This window comes from Streptomyces sp. NPDC055025, from assembly GCF_053608565.1.
Window position 1 is genome coordinate 20,291 of sequence record NZ_JBSGVS010000030.1, and the last position, 18,316, is coordinate 38,606.

12 protein-coding genes and 1 pseudogene are annotated in these 18,316 nt (G+C 69.9%); 3 read left to right on the forward strand and 10 right to left on the reverse strand.

The genetic code is table 11. The features are described 5' to 3' along the window. Positions 1-190: 190 nt before the first annotated feature. The 6 genes and pseudogenes from whiA to uvrA form a co-directional block, all read right to left on the reverse strand. Positions 191-1,180 (reverse strand): DNA-binding protein WhiA, encoded by a 990-nt coding sequence (gene whiA / locus ACWGDX_RS19680; RefSeq protein ID WP_046495602.1) that lies wholly within the window; start codon positions 1,178-1,180, stop codon positions 191-193. After that, positions 1,171-2,205, reverse strand: coding sequence for a gluconeogenesis factor YvcK family protein (locus ACWGDX_RS19685; protein ID WP_363083677.1), 1,035 nt, complete (start codon positions 2,203-2,205; stop codon positions 1,171-1,173). Before ACWGDX_RS19685 ends, whiA begins: the two co-directional genes overlap by 10 nt. Beyond that, a complete protein-coding gene (gene rapZ, locus ACWGDX_RS19690) occupies positions 2,202-3,140 on the reverse strand; it encodes an RNase adapter RapZ (protein ID WP_363083678.1) in 939 nt (312 codons plus the stop codon). Before rapZ ends, ACWGDX_RS19685 begins: the two co-directional genes overlap by 4 nt. Then, positions 3,127-5,289: an excinuclease ABC subunit UvrC gene (gene uvrC / locus ACWGDX_RS19695; protein WP_453627190.1), complete on the reverse strand. Its 2,163-nt coding sequence runs from the start codon at positions 5,287-5,289 to the stop codon at positions 3,127-3,129. The genes rapZ and uvrC overlap by 14 nt, the downstream gene beginning before the upstream one ends. 107 nt (positions 5,290-5,396) lie before the next feature. After that, positions 5,397-5,825, reverse strand: a complete 429-nt coding sequence (locus ACWGDX_RS19700; protein ID WP_453627192.1) for a Rieske (2Fe-2S) protein — start codon at positions 5,823-5,825, stop codon at positions 5,397-5,399. 295 nt (positions 5,826-6,120) lie between these two features. Next, positions 6,121-9,036, reverse strand: a pseudogene (uvrA, locus tag ACWGDX_RS19705) (excinuclease ABC subunit UvrA); the annotation flags it as partial. Positions 9,037-9,279: 243 nt separating this feature from the next. Here uvrA and ACWGDX_RS19710 point away from each other — a divergent pair. The 3 genes from ACWGDX_RS19710 to ACWGDX_RS19720 all read left to right on the forward strand — a co-directional run bounded on the left by ACWGDX_RS19710 (position 9,280) and on the right by ACWGDX_RS19720 (position 11,765). After that, a complete protein-coding gene (locus tag ACWGDX_RS19710; RefSeq protein ID WP_453627193.1) occupies positions 9,280-9,966 on the forward strand; it encodes a maleylpyruvate isomerase family mycothiol-dependent enzyme in 687 nt (228 codons plus the stop codon). A 10-nt stretch (positions 9,967-9,976) separates the two neighbouring features. Further along, the gene (locus ACWGDX_RS19715; protein WP_453627195.1) at positions 9,977-10,630 is read left to right on the forward strand and encodes an MBL fold metallo-hydrolase; all 654 of its coding nucleotides are present in this window, start codon (positions 9,977-9,979) and stop codon (positions 10,628-10,630) included. A 79-nt stretch (positions 10,631-10,709) separates the two neighbouring features. Further along, positions 10,710-11,765: a S66 family peptidase gene (locus tag ACWGDX_RS19720; protein WP_453627197.1), complete on the forward strand. Its 1,056-nt coding sequence runs from the start codon at positions 10,710-10,712 to the stop codon at positions 11,763-11,765. Positions 11,766-11,850: 85 nt separating this feature from the next. Here ACWGDX_RS19720 and ACWGDX_RS19725 read toward each other — a convergent pair whose 3' ends face one another. From ACWGDX_RS19725 to uvrB, 4 genes are all read right to left on the reverse strand, one after another. Then, the gene (locus ACWGDX_RS19725) at positions 11,851-12,867 is read right to left on the reverse strand and encodes a TerC family protein (RefSeq protein ID WP_453627199.1); all 1,017 of its coding nucleotides are present in this window, start codon (positions 12,865-12,867) and stop codon (positions 11,851-11,853) included. Between the two features lie 252 nt (positions 12,868-13,119). Further along, on the reverse strand, positions 13,120-15,168 hold the full coding sequence (locus ACWGDX_RS19730; protein WP_453627201.1) for a TerD family protein: 2,049 nt from the start codon (positions 15,166-15,168) through the stop codon (positions 13,120-13,122). Positions 15,169-15,426: 258 nt separating this feature from the next. Then, positions 15,427-15,993 (reverse strand): TerD family protein, encoded by a 567-nt coding sequence (locus ACWGDX_RS19735; protein WP_365902554.1) that lies wholly within the window; start codon positions 15,991-15,993, stop codon positions 15,427-15,429. Positions 15,994-16,178: 185 nt separating this feature from the next. Then, a complete protein-coding gene (gene uvrB / locus ACWGDX_RS19740; RefSeq protein ID WP_453627203.1) occupies positions 16,179-18,314 on the reverse strand; it encodes an excinuclease ABC subunit UvrB in 2,136 nt (711 codons plus the stop codon). Between the last annotated feature and the right edge of the window lie 2 nt (positions 18,315-18,316).

Sequence of the window (18,316 nt, forward strand, 5' to 3'; positions counted from 1 at the left end):
TGTCTGCCACGTCCGTGAACTGACGTCAGGCTGACCACGCTCCATGATCATGTCAAGAGCGCGTGACAGAGTGCCACCATGCCTGCTGCCGACACCTGTTCGGTGCCGGCAGCGGGCAGTTGAGGAGGGGACGGGGGCGGTTGAGGAGGGGACGGGGACGGGGACGGGAACGGGAACGGGCGGGCAGGGCTCAGCCGACGAGACCGTCCGCCAGTTCCTCACTCAGATTGGACTCCGTGCCCGGAATCCCGAGGTCCTGTGCCCGCTTGTCGGCCATCGCCAGCAGCCGGCGGATCCGGCCCGCGACGGCGTCCTTGGTCAGCGGCGGATCGGCGAGCGCGCCCAGCTCCTCCAGGGAGGCCTGCTTGTGCTCCATCCGCAGCCTGCCCGCGGCGGCGAGATGCTCCGGCACCTCCTCGCCGAGGATCTCCAGCGCGCGCTGCACCCGGGCACCCGCGGCGACCGCCGCGCGGGCGGAGCGACGCAGATTCGCGTCGTCGAAGTTGGCGAGACGGTTGGCCGTGGCACGGACCTCGCGGCGCATCCGCCGCTCCTCCCAGGCCAGCACCGACTCATGCGCGCCGAGCCGGGTCAGCAGCGCGCCGATCGCGTCCCCGTCCCGTACGACCACCCGGTCCACCCCGCGCACCTCACGGGCCTTCGCGGCGATCTGGAGCCTGCGTGCGGCGCCGACGAGCGCGAGAGCGGCCTCGGGACCCGGGCAGGTCACCTCCAGCGAGGAGGAACGGCCGGGCTCGGTGAGCGAGCCGTGCGCCAGGAACGCGCCGCGCCAGGCGGCCTCCGCGTCACAGGTGGCTCCCGAGACGACCTGCGGGGGCAGTCCCCGGATCGGGCGTCCGCGGCCGTCGACCAGCCCGGTCTGCCGGGCGAGCTGATCACCCCCGGTGATCACCCGTACGACGTAACGGCTGCCGCGGCGCAGTCCGCCGGGGGCCATCACCACCAGCTCCGAGTTGTGCCCGAAGATCTCCAGGATGTCCTTGCGGAGCCGGCGCGCGGCGATGCTGGTGTCCAGCTCCGCCTCGATCACGATGCGGCCGCTCACCAGGTGCAGCCCGCCCGCGAACCGAAGAATCGCCGAGACCTCCGCCTTCCTGCAGCACGTCCGGGTGACGGGGAGGCGGGCGATCTCGTCCTTCACCGCTGGCGTCATCGCCATGGGCCGATCCTTCCATGCATCCGAAAAATACGGTCGTACGCGGCTGCCAACAGCTCCGGATCGTGGACCGGCGAACTGTCGGACGCTGCCACCGGCGCCAGCTCGACCGCGGCACCGAACCGGCCGGCGGCATCGGAGAGTGACTCACGGTCGGGCACGGCGGCCTTGTCGGCCAGCACCACGTCCAGGGCGAGTTTAGGGGCGTGTCGCCCCAAAACCTCCAAATGACGCTGCGGTGAGAAGCCATCGGTTTCACCGGGTTGCGGCGCGAGGTTCAGCGAGAGGACCCGCCGGGCCTTGGTCTCCATCAGCGCGTCGAGCAGCTCGGGCACCAGAAGATGCGGGATCACCGAGGAGAACCAGGAGCCGGGACCGAGCACCACCCAGTCCGCGTCCCGGACCGCCGCGACGGCCTCGGGGACGGCCGGCGGGTCGTGCGGCACGAGATGCACGGACTGCACCTCCCCCGGGGTGAGCGCGACCGTCGCCTGACCACGCACCGTGTTCACCTCGTCGGGGTACGCCGGGTCATGGCCCCGTACGAGCGCCTGCAACTCCAGCGGAACGGCGGACATGGGCAGCACCCTGCCGTGCGCGCCGAGCAGCTTGCCGACCAGATCCAGGGCCTGGACATGATCGCCGAGCTGCTCCCAGAGGGCGACGATCAGCAGATTGCCCACCGCGTGCTCATGCAGATCGCCCTGGGACTGGAAGCGGTGCTGGATGACCCGGGCCCAGGTCTGGCCCCAGTCGTCGTCACCGCAGAGCGCCGCCAGGGCCTTGCGCAGATCGCCGGGTGGCAGTACCCCCAGCTCCTCCCTGAGCCGCCCGCTGGAGCCCCCGTCGTCGGCGACGGTGACCACGGCGGTCAGATCCCCCGTGATCCGGCGCAGCGCCGCGAGGGAGGCGGACAGGCCCATGCCGCCGCCGAGTGCGACGACCTTCGGCTGGGCACCGCGTCCGCGCGCCGACAGCGCGGGTGCTCCCCGGCGCAGTCGGCGCATACGCAAGGTGCGTCCGGTCACTCGCGCCCCATGTCCCGGTGCACGACGACGGTCTCGATTCCTTCGGAGGCGAGGCGGGCGGCGACCTTCTCGGACATGGCGACGGAGCGGTGCTTGCCGCCCGTACAGCCGACCGCGACGGTCACATACCGCTTGCCCTCGCGCCGGTACCCGGCGGCGATGAGCTGGAGCAGTTCGGTGTAGCGGTCGAGGAACTCCTTGGCGCCCGGCTGGTTGAAGACATACGCGGACACCTCCTCGTTGAGCCCGGTGAACGGGCGCAGCTCCGGCACCCAGTGCGGGTTGGGCAGGAAGCGGCAGTCCACCACCAGATCGGCGTCGACCGGCAGTCCGTACTTGTAGCCGAAGGACATGACGGTGGCCCGCAGCTCCGGCTTCTCGTCCCCGGCGAACTGGGCGTCCATCTTGGCGCGCAGCTCGTGCACGTTGAGGCTGGAGGTGTCGATCACCAGATCGGCGTCCCCGCGCAGCTCGCGCAGCAGATCGCGCTCGGCCTCGATGCCGTCCACGATCCGGCCGTCGCCCTGGAGCGGGTGCGGACGCCGTACGGACTCGAAGCGGCGGACCAGCGCCTCGTCGGAGGACTCCAGGAAGACGATCCGCCGGGTGACCTCCTTGGCGTCGAGGTCGGCGAGGGACTCCCGGAGATTGTCGAAGAAGCGCCTGCCGCGTACGTCCACGACGACGGCGATCCGTGCCACATTGCCCTGCGAGCGCGCGCCCAGCTCCACCATGGTGGGGATCAGCGCGGGCGGCAGATTGTCCACCACGAACCAGCCGAGGTCCTCCAGGCATTTGGCGGCGGTGCTGCGGCCCGCGCCCGACATTCCGGAGATGATCACCAGCTCGGGAATGGCCGCGTCGCCGGTGTCACCTGCCTCCTTGGTGGTGCCCGTACTCACGTGCTCCGCTCCGTCCCGGTCATGCTCGGTCATGCGTGCTGCCCCCGTCGTCTTCCATGATCTCTCCTGTTGCCGTGTTCACGGCGGGTGCCGCCGGGGCCGCCTTCGCGAGGGCCACGACGACGGACTCGGCCGTCTTGCGGCCCAGGCCCGGTACCTCGCAGATCTGGTCGATTGTCGCCTGCCGCAGCCGCTTCACCGAGCCGAAATGCTTGATGAGCGCCTGTTTGCGGGACTCGCCGAGGCCCGGGACCTCGTCCAGCGGGCTGGTCCTGACCCGCTTGGCACGCTTGGTCCGCTGATAGGTGATGGCGAAGCGGTGCGCCTCGTCCCGTACCCGCTGGAGGAGATAGAGGCCCTCGCTGGAGCGGGGCAGGACGACCGGGTCGTCGTCGCCGGGCAGCCAGACCTCTTCGAGTCGCTTGGCGAGACCGCAGACGGCGACATCGTCGATGCCCAGCTCGTCGAGGGCCCGCTTGGCCGCCGCGACCTGGGGCTGTCCGCCGTCGACGACGAGGAGCTGGGGCGGGTACGCGAAGCGCTTGGGCCTGCCGTCGTCGTCCCGGTCGGGCTCCACGGGCCGCGCGTGGTCCAGGGGCTCGTCCTGCTCCACGGGCTGGTCCTGCTCCACGGGCTGGTCCTGCTCCAGGGGCCGCGCGTGCCCGTCGGGCCGCGGCGCGTCGAGCAGCAGGACGGGGGCGTCCGGACGCGGCTCCCGCGACTGCTCCGCCTCGTCGGGCTCCTCGGGCTCCTCGGGCTGCTCGGGCCACTCCCCGGTCTTCTCCTTCTCCTGGAGATAGCGCCGGAAGCGACGGCTGATCACCTCGTGCATCGACCGGACGTCGTCCTGGCCCTCGAAGGTCTTGATCTGGAAGCGGCGGTACTCGCTCTTGCGCGCGAGGCCGTCCTCGAAGACCACCATCGACGCCACCACGTCCTCGCCCTGGAGATGCGAGATGTCGAAGCACTCGATACGCAGCGGCGCGCTGTCCAGGGCGAGGGCCTCCGCGATCTCCTCCAGGGCGCGGGAGCGTGTGGTCAGATCGCTGGCCCGCTTGGTCTTGTGCAGGACGAGCGACTGCTGCGCGTTGCGGCCGACCGTCTCCATCAGGTCCTTCTTGTCGCCGCGCTGCGGAATCCGGAGCGAGACCTGGGCGCCCCGGCGCTCGCTCAGCCACTGGGTGACCGCGTCCGCCTCCTCCGGCAGGGCGGGGACGAGGACCTCCTTGGGCACGGAGTCGCCGCGCTCCTCGCCGTAGAGCTGCTGGAGCGCGTGCTCGACCAGGCCCGCCGTGTCCACGGCCTCGACCTTGTCGGTGACCCAGCCGCGCTGGCCGCGGACCCGGCCGCCGCGGACATGGAAGATCTGTACGGCCGCTTCGAGTTCGTCCTCGGCGACCGCGATCAGATCGGCGTCGGTGGCGTCCGCGAGCACGACGGCGTTCTTCTCCATCGCGCGGCGCAGGGCGCCTATGTCGTCACGGAGCCGGGCGGCCCTCTCGTACTCCATCTCCTCGGCCGCGGCCGTCATCCGCCGCTCCAGGCGGCGGATGTACGTACCGGTGCGGCCGGCCATGAAGTCGCAGAACTCGTCGGCCAGTTCACGGTGCTCCTCGGCGGTGACCCGGCCGACGCAGGGCGCCGAGCACTTGCCGATATAGCCGAGGAGGCAGGGGCGGCCGGTCCGCTCGGCGTTCTTGAACACGCCCGCGGAGCAGGTCCGTACGGGGAACACACGGAGCATCAGGTCGACGGTCTCGCGGATGGCCCAGGCGTGTCCGTACGGTCCGAAGTAGCGCACGCCCTTCTTCTTGGCGCCCCGCATGACCTGGACGCGGGGGTACTTCTCGTTGAGCGTCACCGCGAGCGAGGGATAGCTCTTGTCGTCGCGGTACTTGACGTTGAAACGGGGGTCGAACTCCTTGATCCAGGAGTATTCGAGCTGGAGCGCCTCGACCTCGGTGGAAACGACGGTCCACTCGACGGAGGCGGCCGTGGTGACCATGGAACGGGTGCGCGGATGCAGGCTCGCCAGGTCCTGGAAGTAGTTGGCGAGCCGCTGGCGCAGGCTTTTCGCCTTTCCTACGTAGATCACCCGGCGGTGGTCGTCGCGGAACTTGTAGACCCCCGGCGAGTCGGGGATCTGTCCCGGCTTGGGGCGGTAGCTGGAGGGGTCGGCCATGCCGTCCACCCTACTGTCGGCGACGGACAGTGTGGCCGCTCCGGGGTACGGGGGCGGCCCTCGGACGGCCTCGGGGCGGTCGTCGCCGTGTGCGGCCCGGCCGGTCCTCAGGCCTGGGGACCGGCGATGAGCTTGCCGCCCCGCGCCGTGACCGGTACCTCCGGCAGCGGTACGGTCGCCGGGCCGTGGACGGCCTCGCCGGTGGTGACGTCGAACTTGCTGCCGTGGCACGGGCAGTCACCCACCGTGCCCTCCAGCTTCTCCAGGAGGCAGCCCGCGTGGGTGCACTGGGCGCTGAACGCCTTGTACTCGCCGCGCGCCGGGCAGCTCACCACAAGACGCTGCTCGCGGAAGAGCTTGGCCCCGCCGACCGGGATGTCGTCCGCCGCGCCGAGCTCGACGGCCGCGGTGGGTGTGGGGTCCTCGGCGTGCCCGAGCTTGGACTCGGTGGAACACCCCGCCACCCCGATCCCGGCCACCCCCGCGAACGCGACCCCCTTCAACACGGTGCGACGCTGCGCGGACGGGCCGTTCATGGTGTCTCCACTGGTCGGGGTTACGAATACGCCACCCCCGACGATACCGACCGCCCTCCGGCCACGCCCGCCCCGGCCCGACAGGCCCCGCCCGCCCCTGCCGGGGCCCTGGGGAGCACGGGGCACCCCGCACGGGGCCCAGGGGCACGGCGGCCCGGGGGCACGGCGGCCCCGAGCCCGGGACCTGGACCCCGGCCCCGGACCCGGAGCACGAGGCCGGAGCACGGGACCGGAGCACGGGACCGGAGCACGGGCTCCGGGCCGCCGGGCCCGGACTCCGGCGTCAGGCTCAGCGGGAGGCGGTCGCCTTCTTCGGCGCCGCCTTCCTGCGCGCCGGCTTCTTCGGGGGCGTCGCGTCACTGATTCGTTCCGGGTCCAGGATCTCCCGGAGGAATTTGCCCGTGTGGCTGGCCGGGACGCCCGCCACCTGCTCCGGGGTGCCTTCCGCGATCACCAGACCGCCGGCGTTGCCGCCCTCCGGACCCATGTCGATCACCCAGTCCGCCGTCTTGATGACGTCCAGGTTGTGCTCGATGACGATCACCGAGTTGCCCTTCTCGACCAGCCCGGACAGCACCGTGATCAGCTTGCTGATGTCCTCGAAGTGCAGACCGGTCGTCGGCTCGTCCAGGACATAGACCGTACGGCCCGTCGACCGCTTCTGGAGCTCGCTCGACAGCTTCACGCGCTGTGCCTCGCCGCCCGAGAGGGTCGGCGCGGACTGGCCGAGCCGCACATAGCCGAGACCGACCTCGTTGAGCGTCCTGAGATGGCGCGCGATCGCCGGGACGGCCTCGAAGAAGTCCAGGGCCTCCTCGATCGGCATGTCCAGCACCTCGGCGATGGACTTGCCCTTGTAGTGGACCTCCAGCGTCTCCCGGTTGTACCGCGCCCCGTGGCAGACCTCGCACGGCACATAGACGTCCGGCAGGAAGTTCATCTCGATCTTGATGGTGCCGTCACCGGAGCAGTTCTCGCACCGGCCGCCCTTGACGTTGAAGGAGAAGCGCCCGGGAAGATAACCCCGGACCTTCGCCTCCATCGTCTCCGCGAAGAGCTTGCGGACATGGTCGAACACACCGGTGTACGTGGCCGGGTTGGACCGGGGCGTACGGCCGATGGGCGACTGGTCGACATGGACCACCTTGTCGACCAGATCGTCCCCGTCGACCCGCGTGTGCCGGCCGGGCACCGACTTCGCGCCGTTCAGCTCACGCGCGAGATGCGTGTACAGGATGTCGTTGACCAGTGTCGACTTGCCCGAGCCCGAGACACCGGTGACCGCCGTGAACACTCCCAGCGGGAACGACACATCGATGTCCCGCAGATTGTTCTCCCGCGCGCCGTGCACGGTGAGCCTCCGCTCCGGGTCGACGGGCCTGCGGATGTCCGGGGTCGGGATGGACCTCTTGCCCGCCAGATACTGGCCGGTGATCGACTCCTTGTTGGTCAGCAGTCCCTTCAGCGGCCCGGAGTGCACGACCTTGCCGCCGTGCTCACCCGCGCCGGGGCCGATGTCGACCACCCAGTCGGCCACCTTGATGGTGTCCTCGTCGTGCTCCACGACGATCAGTGTGTTGCCCATGTCACGGAGCCGGACCAGGGTCTCGATCAGCCGGTGGTTGTCCCGCTGGTGCAGACCGATGGACGGCTCGTCCAGCACGTACAGCACGCCGACCAGACCCGAGCCGATCTGCGTCGCCAGCCGGATGCGCTGTGCCTCACCGCCGGAGAGCGTGCCCGCCGCGCGATTGAGCGAGAGATAGTCCAGGCCGACGTCGACCAGGAACCTCAGCCGTTCGTTGACCTCCTTGAGCACCCGCTCGGCGATCTTCTTGTCCCGGGCGTTCAGCTTGAGCTCGCCGAGGAACTCCGCGCAGTCGCTGATCGAGAGCGCCGAGACATCGGCGATGGACTTGTCCATGACCGTGACCGCGAGAACGATCGGCTTGAGGCGCGTGCCCTCACAGGTCGGGCACGGCACCTCGCGCATATAGCCCTCGAAGCGCTCCCTGCTGGAGTCGCTCTCGGCCTCGCCGTGCCGCCGCTTGACGAAGGAGACGGCCCCTTCGAAGGCCGGGGTGGTGTAGGCCCGCTCGCGGCCGTACCTGTTGCGGTAGCGGACCTCGACCTGGGTCTTGTGGCCGTACAGCAGGGCCTTCTTCGCCCGCTGCGGCAGCCCGGCCCACGGGATGTCCGTACGGAAGCCGAGGGCCTGCGCGAGCCCGCCGATCAGCCGGCCGAAGTACTCCCTGGTGTGGCCGTGCGACCAGGGGTGGATGGCGCCCTCGTCGAGCGACTTCTCCTCGTCGGGGACGATCAGCTCCGGGTCGACCTCCATGCGCGTACCGATACCGGTGCACTCGGGGCAGGCGCCGAACGGTGAGTTGAAGGAGAAGGAGCGCGGCTCCAGCTCCTCGAAGGAGAGGTCGTCGTACGGGCAGTAGAGGTGCTCCGAGTACATCCGCTCGCGCTCGGGGTCGTCCTCCGGGAGATCCACGAAGTCGAGCACGATCATGCCGCCGGAGAGACCGAGCGCGGTCTCGACCGAGTCGGTCAGCCGGCGCTTGGCGCTGTCCTTCACCGTGAGGCGGTCGACGACCACCTCGATGGTGTGCTTCTCCTGCTTCTTCAGCGTGGGCGGCTCAGTGAGCTGGATCGTCTGTCCGTCGACCCGGGCCCGGCTGTACCCCTTGGTCTGGAGATCGGCGAAGAGATCGACGAACTCGCCCTTGCGCTCCCGCACGAGCGGCGAGAGGACCTGAAAACGGCTGCCTTCGGGGAGCTCCAGCACCCGGTCCACGATGGCCTGCGGCGACTGCCGGGAGATCGGCCGACCGCACTCGGGACAGTGCGGCTTGCCGATTCTCGCGAAGAGCAGCCGGAGGTAGTCATAGACCTCGGTGATCGTGCCGACCGTCGAGCGCGGGTTGCGCGAGGTCGACTTCTGGTCGATGGAGACGGCCGGGGAGAGCCCTTCGATGAAGTCGACGTCCGGCTTGTCCATCTGACCGAGGAACTGCCGGGCGTACGAGGACAGCGACTCCACGTACCGGCGCTGCCCCTCGGCGAAGATCGTGTCGAACGCGAGGGAGGACTTGCCCGACCCGGAGAGCCCGGTGAAGACGATGAGGGAGTCACGGGGGAGGTCGAGCGACACGTTCTTGAGATTGTGCTCGCGCGCGCCACGGACGATGAGACGGTCGGCCACGCCGGTCCGCACCTTTCTGGGGAAACAGGGGCGGAGCCCCCTTCACGGACTACGGGGGTCGCCAGAGCGATTGATTGCCAAGCGGTGGATGGCCCCGCGCGCGGAGCGCCGGGCTCGGATGTGCCTATTCGCGATGTGCCTACATGCCAGGATGCCTCGTCCGAGCCTATAGCACGTGCATTCGATTTAAGGACGCTCGTCACCGCCTTCACCCGATCGAGTGGCGCGGCTATCGTCGGCGCCATGATCGACCATGTGCGGGACCTGGTATCTGTACGCGAAGCGACCGAGCGGCTCCTCACCGCGGCCGGCGCACTGGACAACGCGGCTCTCGCCGCGCCGTCACGCCTTCCCGGCTGGAGCAGGGGTCATGTACTGGCCCATCTCGCCAGGAACGCGGACGCCCTGGTCAATGTTCTGGAAGGACGGCCCATGTACGAGGACGCCGCTTCCCGCGAGGCGGACATCGAGCGGGACGCGGCGCGCGCCCTCGATGTGCAGCTCGCCGATGTACGTAACACCGCGGAGCGGTTCCAGCATTCCGCGGCCGTCCCCGCCGACTGGTCCCGCGTCGTGGCGCTGCGCAACGGTGTCACGGACAGGGCGGCGCGTCTTCCGTTCCGCCGGCTGGTCGAGATGGAGCTGCACCATGTCGATCTGGGAATCGACCGCGAGCTGGAGGATCTGTCCGAGGAGTTCACCGCGCGCGAGATCGACTTCCTCACCGAGCGCTTCTCCGGCAGCCCCGGGGTCCCGCCGCTGACCCTGAAGGCGTCCGACGGCCGCACCTGGCGCACCGGCCGTACGGAGGGCGTCCCGCTGCCCGTCACCGGTCCGGCCGCCGATCTGGTGGGCTGGCTCGCCGGCCGTCGCGACGGAGCGGCGCTTGAGTTCCCGGACGGCCGCCTCCCCGTGCTCCCCCCGCTATAGGCTGATCCTTATGACGTACAGCGGAGCGGTGAAGGTCGGCGGACCGGCGGATGTGCATGAACTGCCCGCCCTGATGATCTCCAAGGTGGCGGTCGGACCGATGGAGAACAACGCCTATCTGCTGCGCTGCCGGGCCACCGGCGAGCAGCTTCTGATCGACGCGGCCAATGACGCCGCGACCCTGCTGACCCTGATCGGTGACGACGGCATCGCGTCCGTCGTCACCACGCACCGGCACGGCGACCACTGGCAGGCGCTCGCCGAGGTCGTGGCGGCCACCGGTGCCCGTACGTACGCGGGCCGGTACGACGCCGAGGGCATCCCCGTACCGACCGATGTGCCGGTCGAGGACGGCGACACCGTCACCGTCGGCGAGATCGGGCTCACCGCGCTGCGTCTGGTGGGGCACACCCCGGGCTCGATCGCGCTGGTCTACGACGACCCGCACGGTCACCCGCATGTCTTCACCGGCGACTGCCTCTTCCCCGGCGGCCCCGGGCGCACCACGACGCCGGCGGAGTTCACGAGTCTGATGGACGGGCTCGAAGCCAAGATCTTCGGCGCCCTGCCCGACGAGACCTGGATCTATCCGGGCCATGGGAACGACTCCACGCTCGGCGACGAGCGCCCGCAGCTCGCGGCCTGGCGGGCCCGCGGCTGGTGATCTCCGGGGTGCCGCCCGGCCGGTCGGTGGCTCGAAATAATGACTCGAACCCGCCGGGCCGCGTTCCTACGATCGGTTCATGCCGATCCCCGTATCGCCCGTATATCCGCCCAAGCCCCTGCCCGGTGACCGGATCGCGGTGATCTCGCCGTCCTCCGGGCTGCCGGGGCTGCTTCCGCTCCCGTACGAACTGGGGCTCGGCCGGCTGGCGAAGGACTTCGGGCTGGTGCCCGTCGAGTATCCGGCGACCCGGAAGATGGATTCGACGCCCCGGGAGCGGGCCGACGACATCCACGCCGCCTTCGCGGATCCGACGGTGAAGGCCGTGATGGCGAGTATCGGCGGGGACGACCAGATCACCGTGCTGCCCCTGCTGGACCGGGAGTTGATCCGGGCCCACCCCAAGCCGTTCTTCGGTTTCAGCGACAACACCAATCTGCTGGCGTATCTGTGGAACACCGGGATCGTCGGCTATCACGGCGCGAGTGTGATGACCGAGCTGGGCCGGCCGGGCGCGATGGACGCGCTGACCGCCGAGTCCCTGCGGGCCGCGCTGTTCACCTCGGGACCGTACGAACTGCGCCCCGCCGAGCGGTTCCGGGACCCGGGCGACGACTGGGCGGACCCCGCGGTCTTCGCGGCCGAGCCGGAGACGCGGCCGGGCGGCGGCTGGAGCTGGCACGGTCCCGGGCGGGTGGTGGAGGGCCGTAGCTGGGGCGGCAATCTGGAGATTCTCTCCTGGCTGCTGATGGCGGACCGGGAGATCCGGCGCGATCTCTCCGTGTACGACGGATGTGTGCTGGTACTGGAGACCTCGGAGGACCTGCCGTCCGCCGAGGAGGTGTTCCGGATCCTGCGCGGCATGGGCGAGCGCGATCTGCTGCGGCGCTTTCCCGCGCTGCTGATGGCGCGGCCCAAGGCCTGGTCGTTCACCCGGCCCAACAGCCCGGAGGAGGCGGCCCGGTACGCGCGGGAGCAGCGCGAGGCCGTACTGCGCGCGCTCGCGGCGTACGCCCCCGGAACGGTCACCGTCTTCGATGTCGACTTCGGGCACACCGATCCGCAGCTGGTGATCCCTTACGGCGGTCAGATACGGGTGGACGGGGCCGCGCGCCGTATCAGCGTCACCTACTGACGCCTCCGGGGGGAGCGAACGGGGGTCCCGGGGGTCCGGAGGTCCGGGGTCCGGGGGTCCGGACCCCCGGACCTCCGGGTCGGGATCAGGCCTGGATGCTGTCCTTGCTGTCCGCGCTGTCGGCGTCGCCCTTGCCCGCCGCGGCCGACGCCTCGCGCTCCGCCTGCTTCCTGGAGGCGATCAGGCTGGTGATCGTGGTGACGATCAGAACACCGCAGATGACCGCCAGCGAGACCGGAATGGAGATCTCGGGGACATGCACCCCGCTCTCGTGCAGCGCGTGCAGCACCAGCTTCACCCCGATGAAGCCCAGGATGACCGACAGACCGTAGCTGAGGTGCACCAGCTTCTTGAGGAGTCCGCCGATGAGGAAGTAGAGCTGCCGCAGACCCATCAGGGCGAAGGCGTTGGCGGTGAAGACGATGTACGGGTCCTGGGTCAGACCGAAGATCGCGGGGATGGAGTCCAGCGCGAACAGCACATCGGTGGTGCCGATGGCGAGCATGACCACCATCAGCGGGGTCAGGACCCGCTTGCCGTTGTTCCTGATGAAGAGCTTGGTGCCGTGATACCTGTCGGCGACACCGAACCGCTTCTCGATGGACTTGAGCAGGCGGTTCTCCTCGAACTCCTCTTCCTCCTCGTCGGAGCGCGCCTCCTGGACGAGCTTCCAGGCGGTGTAGATCAGGAACGCGCCGAAGATGAAGAAGACCCACGAGAAGCTGGCGATGATCGCGGCGCCCGCCGCGATGAAGGCCGCGCGCAGGACCAGGGCGATCAGCACACCGATCAGCAGCACCCGCTGCTGGAGATGTGACGGCACCGAGAACTTCGCCATGATCAGGACGAAGACGAAGAGATTGTCGACACTGAGCGACTTCTCGGTGATGAAGCCCGCGAAGAACTCGCCGGACGCCTGGCCCGTACCGAAGACCATCAGGCCGAGGCCGAAGAGCACCGCGAGGGCGACCCAGACGACCGTCCAGATCCCGGCTTCCTTCATCGACACGTCATGGGGCTTGCGCCCGATGAGGAAATCCACGGCGATCAGGGCGGACAGACCGAGAACGGTCAGCACCCACAGGGTCATTGAAACGTCCACTGCGCCTCCGGCTTCGTACGGCTACTGATCAGCGTCGTCGCTGCCGGAGGTCTCCTCCACCCGGGCGGCGTCCGCCGCTCCCCGGGCCGGCGCCCCGGGACCGATGGCGGTCCGTATTGACGGGTACGTCGCGATGCGGGAGTACTCCCCTCCGTTCCAAGGAACAGTACAGGAAAGACCAAGGAAAGGTAAAGAAAGAGGTAAGGCCGATGAAAGTGTGCTGCTCAGCGGGGGTGCGCGGACGCGCGCCGCTCAGGGGCGCCAGGAGCGACGGGCGGTGGCCACCTGTTCCAGGACCTGGAACAGCACGCGGCTGCCCGGGGGCACGATGGGGGGCTCGTACGTCCAGGCGTGGCCGACCCACGGATCCGCGAGATGGTCGTCGGGGACCGGGGTGATCCGGAGCAGGGAGCGCCAGAGCGGATCCAGCACGGGCCCGTACGCGGCGGCGTCCTCGCGGTCCGCGACCATCAGCAGATGCACCCCGACCGAGGGACCCTCGTCGGCGAGATAGCGGAGCTGGGTCACCGCGCGGTCGTCGAAGCCGTGCGGGAAGTCATTGACGATCAGCAGCTGCTCGGCGGTGTCGAGACCGGGCGGCAGCGACTCGGCGGCACCGCCGCGCACCGCCATCTGCACCAGGTCCACCCGCTCGGTGAGCTTCGCGAGGACGGCGGCCACCCCCGCGGCACCGGCGGCGGGCGGTCCCGCCAGGGCGCCGGACGCGGTCAGTGGGGTCAGCGAGCGGGCCGCGGACCCGGCCGGGTCGATGACATGGACCGTGAACTCGCCGGGCGGATAGACGGCGAGCAGCCGCCCGGCATGGGCGACTGCGGTGTCCAGGGCGAGACCGCGGAGCTGGGCCTCGTCCATCATCAGGGCGGCCTCCGAGCCGGACCGGCCGCTGTCGACCCACAGCCCGCGCTCCAGCGGCAGCCTCACCAGCATCGGGATCCGCAGATCCGGGCGCTCGGGGAGATGGACATCGCCCAGGCGCAGCGCCATCGGGATCTCCATCGGAACGCGGTACGCGTGCCAGACGGGGTTGTCCCAGCGGGCGTACGCGGCCGGCAGGGCCGGTTCGACGACCTCGGACTCGGCGACGAGCTGGGCGAGATCGCGGTCGAGGGCCTCACGGGCCTGGGCGGCGAGCTGGTCGTGCTTGGCGCGGGCCGCCTCCCGCGCCGCCTCACCCGTCCCGCCGATGCGGTTACGGGGGTCGGACAGGACGCGGTCCAGCTCCTGGTCGAGCCGGGACTCGGCGAAGTCGATCGCGCTACGGTACGCGGCGACCGCGCGGGCCAGATCCTCGAACATGCCCCAGACCTGGTTGTAGAGCCGCTCGTCCAGGGACCAGCCCGTGGCGTCACCGGCGACCGGGCTGGGCGGCCGGCCCGGCTCCGCGGGCGGCGCGACCGGGGGCGGTGTGGGAGGCGCGGAGGTGCGGCGCCCGGGATGCGTGTAGTTGACCGCGCCCCCGGAACCGCCCGCTCCGCCGGAAGCCGCCGCCCCGCCGGAGGGCGTCGCGCCGGGTGTGCCGCCCTGCGGGGCGCCGGGGCCCGCCGACGGCGTCACCGGGTCGGAGGCAGGCTGCGGCGCGGAAGCCAGCGGCTGCGGGACGGTGGAGCCGCCCTGGGCGGCCGGTCCCGCCTGCGCGGCCGGACCGGGTGTGGCCGAGGAGGTCAGGCCCTCGGGCCTGACCCGTACGCCGTCCTGCGCTCCAGGCAGCGGGATCTGCACCGTGCTCGCCAGATGGCGGGCGACCGTCTCCTGGATACCGCTGACGAAGGCACGGGCCTGCGGCAGGCCGTGGTCGCCGAGCAGCTCGGCGAGCCCTCCCGCGTACCCCTGGCCGACGGCGCGGACCTTCCAGGCGCCCTGGCGGCGGTAGAGCTCCAGGGCGACGACGGCGGACTCGGAGTCCAGACCGGTGAGGGTGAAGCTGGCGACCTCCGTACCGTCCGGGGAGGTGACGGCGGCGAAGGGAGCCGCGGTGGCGCCGAACCGGTCCGGTCCGCCGACGCCCTCGGGCAGGGCGAGCAGCACATGCACCAGATGCGCCTGCTCGGGCACGGCCTCCAGATCGATATGGAAGCGCAGCCCCGAGGCGGCCTGCCGGGACACCTCTATGCCGGGGAGCGTGGGCGAGCCGGGGTGGGCGATCCACTCGGTGCCGCGCACCGTGCCCTGCGCGTCGCCGAGCGTGGCGCAGGCCATGACCGGCGCGGCGGCCGTCACCCGGATCTCCAGGCGGGTGTGGGGCAAGGGGTGGTTCTGCCCCCGGACCAGCTCGGCCGTCATCGCCTCTGTCCCCTCGTCGGTTACGCGTCGTCGTTCGCTGTGGATGCGGCCGGCTGTGGATGCGGCCAGGAGTCCGGCCATGGATGGTCGGGTGGTGCGGGACGGGTCCACGGCAGCCGCGCAGCTCCCGGCGACCTGACTTCCGGGAGCTGCGCGGGCCGGCGAGACGCCGTGTCGTACAGATGCGCACAGATGTGTGCGTCGTGGTGCTGGAGCTGTCCTGGGTACTGAAAATGCGCCTGGGTACTCGCCTGGGTACTAGAGATGCGGCAGGATCGCCGGCATCAGGTCCTGGAACGTACGGCCGTTGGCCGGGTTGCCCAGGGCCGTCATCTGCCAGCCCGCGCCCGCGCGGTGCACCTTCGCCATGATCTGCGCGGTGTACTGGCCACCGCCGTCCAGTGTGTAGCGCGCCAGCTCCTGGCCGTTGGTCTCGTCGACGATGCGGCAGAAGGCGTTCTGCACCTCCTGGAACGTCTGGCCGGTGAACGAGTTCACCGTGAAGACGATCTGGTCGATATGGACCGGGATCCGCTGGAGGTCGACCAGGATCGCCTCGTCGTCGCCGCCCTGTCCCGCGCCGCCGACCAGATTGTCACCGGTGTGCCGCACCGAGCCGTCGTCGCTGACGAGATGACGGAAGAAGACCACGTCGACCGGCTGCTTGTCGGCGAAGAGCACCGCCGACGCGTCCAGGTCGATCTCACGGGTGCGCGAGCCGAACAGACCCCGGCGCGGCGCGGCCTGCCAGCCGAGCCCCATACGCACCGCGGTCAGCGTGCCGCCGCCCTTCTTCTCCAGGCTGATGGCCTGTCCCTTGGTCAGATTGACGCCAGGGCCCCCGGGCGCACTGCCCTTGGATACGTCCACCACGCGCTGTCCCCTCTCGAATGGTTCCCCCGCAACCGTCCGTATGCGGTTGCGCAGCACCCTACGCAGTCGCGCGGGCGGTGCAGGAGGCTTGGACCGTTTTTGTGTCGGTCTTGCAACACACCAGGTGTTCCGGGGTGTCAGGCCAGCCCCGCCTCCCTCATCTGCCGCAATTCCTTCTTCAGTTCGCTCACTTCGTCGCGCAGCCGCGCCGCCACCTCGAACTGGAGCTCGGCCGCGGCGGCCCGCATACGGTCGGTCATCTCCTCGATGATTCCGGTCAGTTCGGCGGCGGGGCGGTCGGAGAGCACCGCGGTCTTCGCGCCGGCACCGCCCTTGGCCGCCTTGGCGGCCTTCGTACCGAGCGTGGGCACGGCGGTCCTGGCCGACCTGCCGTCCTTCGACTGCCGGTAGCCCGTGCCGAGCAGCGCCTCCGTGTCGACCTCCTCGCGCGCGATGGTCGCGACGATGTCGTTGATCTTCTTGCGCAGCGGCTGGGGATCGATACCGCGCTCGGTGTTGTACGCGATCTGCTTCTCCCGGCGGCGGTTGGTCTCGTCGATGGCCTTCTCCATCGCCGGGGTGATCTTGTCCGCGTACATATGGACCTGACCGGAGACATTGCGCGCGGCCCGGCCGATGGTCTGGATCAGCGAGGTGCCGGAGCGCAGGAAGCCCTCCTTGTCGGCGTCGAGGATCGCCACCAGCGAGACCTCGGGGAGGTCGAGGCCCTCACGGAGCAGGTTGATGCCGACGAGGACGTCGTACTCCCCCGAGCGCAGCTCGCGCAGCAGCTCGACCCGGCGCAGGGTGTCCACGTCGCTGTGCAGGTACCGCACCTGGATGCCCAGCTCCAGGAAGTAGTCGGTGAGGTCCTCGGCCATCTTCTTGGTGAGCGTGGTCACCAGGACCCGCTCGTCCTTCGCGGTCCGCTCGCGGATCTCGTGCACCAGGTCGTCGATCTGGCCCTCGGTGGGCTTGACGACGACCTCCGGGTCGATCAGCCCGGTGGGACGGATGATCTGCTCGACGAACCCGTCGGAACGGGACAGCTCGTAGGTGCCGGGCGTGGCGGAGAGATAGACGGTCTGGTCGATCCGCTTCTGGAACTCCTCCCACTTCAGCGGGCGGTTGTCGAGCGCGGACGGCAGCCGGAACCCGTGGTCGACGAGGGTCCGCTTACGGGACGCGTCGCCCTCGTACATCGCGCCGATCTGCGGGACCGTGACATGCGACTCGTCGATGACCAGCAGGAAGTCCTCGGGGAAGTAGTCGAGGAGGGTGTTGGGCGCCGTGCCGGGCGCGCGGTCGTCGAAGTGCATCGAGTAGTTCTCGATCCCGGAGCAGGAACCGATCTGCCGCATCATCTCGATGTCGTACGTCGTGCGCATCCGCAGCCGCTGCGACTCCAGGAGCTTGCCCTGCTTGTCCAGCGTGGCCAGACGCTCCTCCAGCTCCCGCTCGATGCCGTTGACCGCCTTCTCCATACGCTCGGGGCCGGCCACATAGTGGCTCGCGGGGAAGACGTACAGCTCCCGGTCGTCGGTGATGACCTCGCCGGTGAGCGGGTGCAGCGTGGAGAGCGCCTCGATCTCGTCGCCGAACATCTCGATACGGACGGCGAGCTCCTCGTAGACCGGGAAGATCTCGATGGTGTCGCCCCGGACGCGGAAGGTGCCGCGCGCGAACGCCACGTCGTTGCGCGTGTACTGCATGTCCACGAAGCGGCGCAGGAGCTGGTCCCGGTCGATCTCGTCGCCGACCCTCAGCGGCACCATCCGGTCCACGTACTCCTGGGGCGTACCGAGGCCGTAGATGCAGGAGACCGAGGCGACCACGATCACATCGCGGCGGGTCAGCAGGGAGTTCGTCGCGGAGTGGCGCAGCCGCTCGACCTCCTCGTTGATCGAGGAGTCCTTCTCGATGTAGGTGTCCGACTGCGGGACATACGCCTCGGGCTGGTAGTAGTCGTAGTACGAGACGAAGTACTCGACGGCGTTGTTGGGCAGCAGCTCGCGGAACTCGTTGGCGAGCTGGGCCGCGAGCGTCTTGTTCGGCGCCATCACCAGGGTGGGGCGCTGAAGCCTCTCGATCATCCAGGCGGTCGTCGCCGACTTTCCCGTGCCGGTGGCGCCGAGCAGGACGACATCCTTCTCACCGGCGCGGACACGCCGCTCAAGATCGGTGATGGCCGTCGGCTGATCGCCGCTGGGCTGGTAGGGACTGACGACCTCGAAGGGCGCCACCGTACGTTCGATGCTGGAAACGGGCCGCATGG

What these genes read in the sequence shown, in the direction of transcription:
- uvrB (WP_453627203.1), bottom strand. Translation starts at nt 18,314, where the DNA reads ATGCGGCCCGTTTCCAGCATCGAACGTACGGTGGCGCCCTTCGAGGTC.
- ACWGDX_RS19730 (WP_453627201.1), bottom strand. Translation starts at nt 15,168, where the DNA reads ATGACGGCCGAGCTGGTCCGGGGGCAGAACCACCCCTTGCCCCACACC.
- ACWGDX_RS19720 (WP_453627197.1), top strand. Translation starts at nt 10,710, where the DNA reads ATGCCGATCCCCGTATCGCCCGTATATCCGCCCAAGCCCCTGCCCGGT.
- ACWGDX_RS19715 (WP_453627195.1), top strand. Translation starts at nt 9,977, where the DNA reads ATGACGTACAGCGGAGCGGTGAAGGTCGGCGGACCGGCGGATGTGCAT.
- uvrC (WP_453627190.1), bottom strand. Translation starts at nt 5,289, where the DNA reads ATGGCCGACCCCTCCAGCTACCGCCCCAAGCCGGGACAGATCCCCGAC.
- ACWGDX_RS19700 (WP_453627192.1), bottom strand. Translation starts at nt 5,825, where the DNA reads ATGAACGGCCCGTCCGCGCAGCGTCGCACCGTGTTGAAGGGGGTCGCG.
- rapZ (WP_363083678.1), bottom strand. Translation starts at nt 3,140, where the DNA reads ATGACCGAGCATGACCGGGACGGAGCGGAGCACGTGAGTACGGGCACC.
- whiA (WP_046495602.1), bottom strand. Translation starts at nt 1,180, where the DNA reads ATGGCGATGACGCCAGCGGTGAAGGACGAGATCGCCCGCCTCCCCGTC.
- ACWGDX_RS19710 (WP_453627193.1), top strand. Translation starts at nt 9,280, where the DNA reads ATGATCGACCATGTGCGGGACCTGGTATCTGTACGCGAAGCGACCGAG.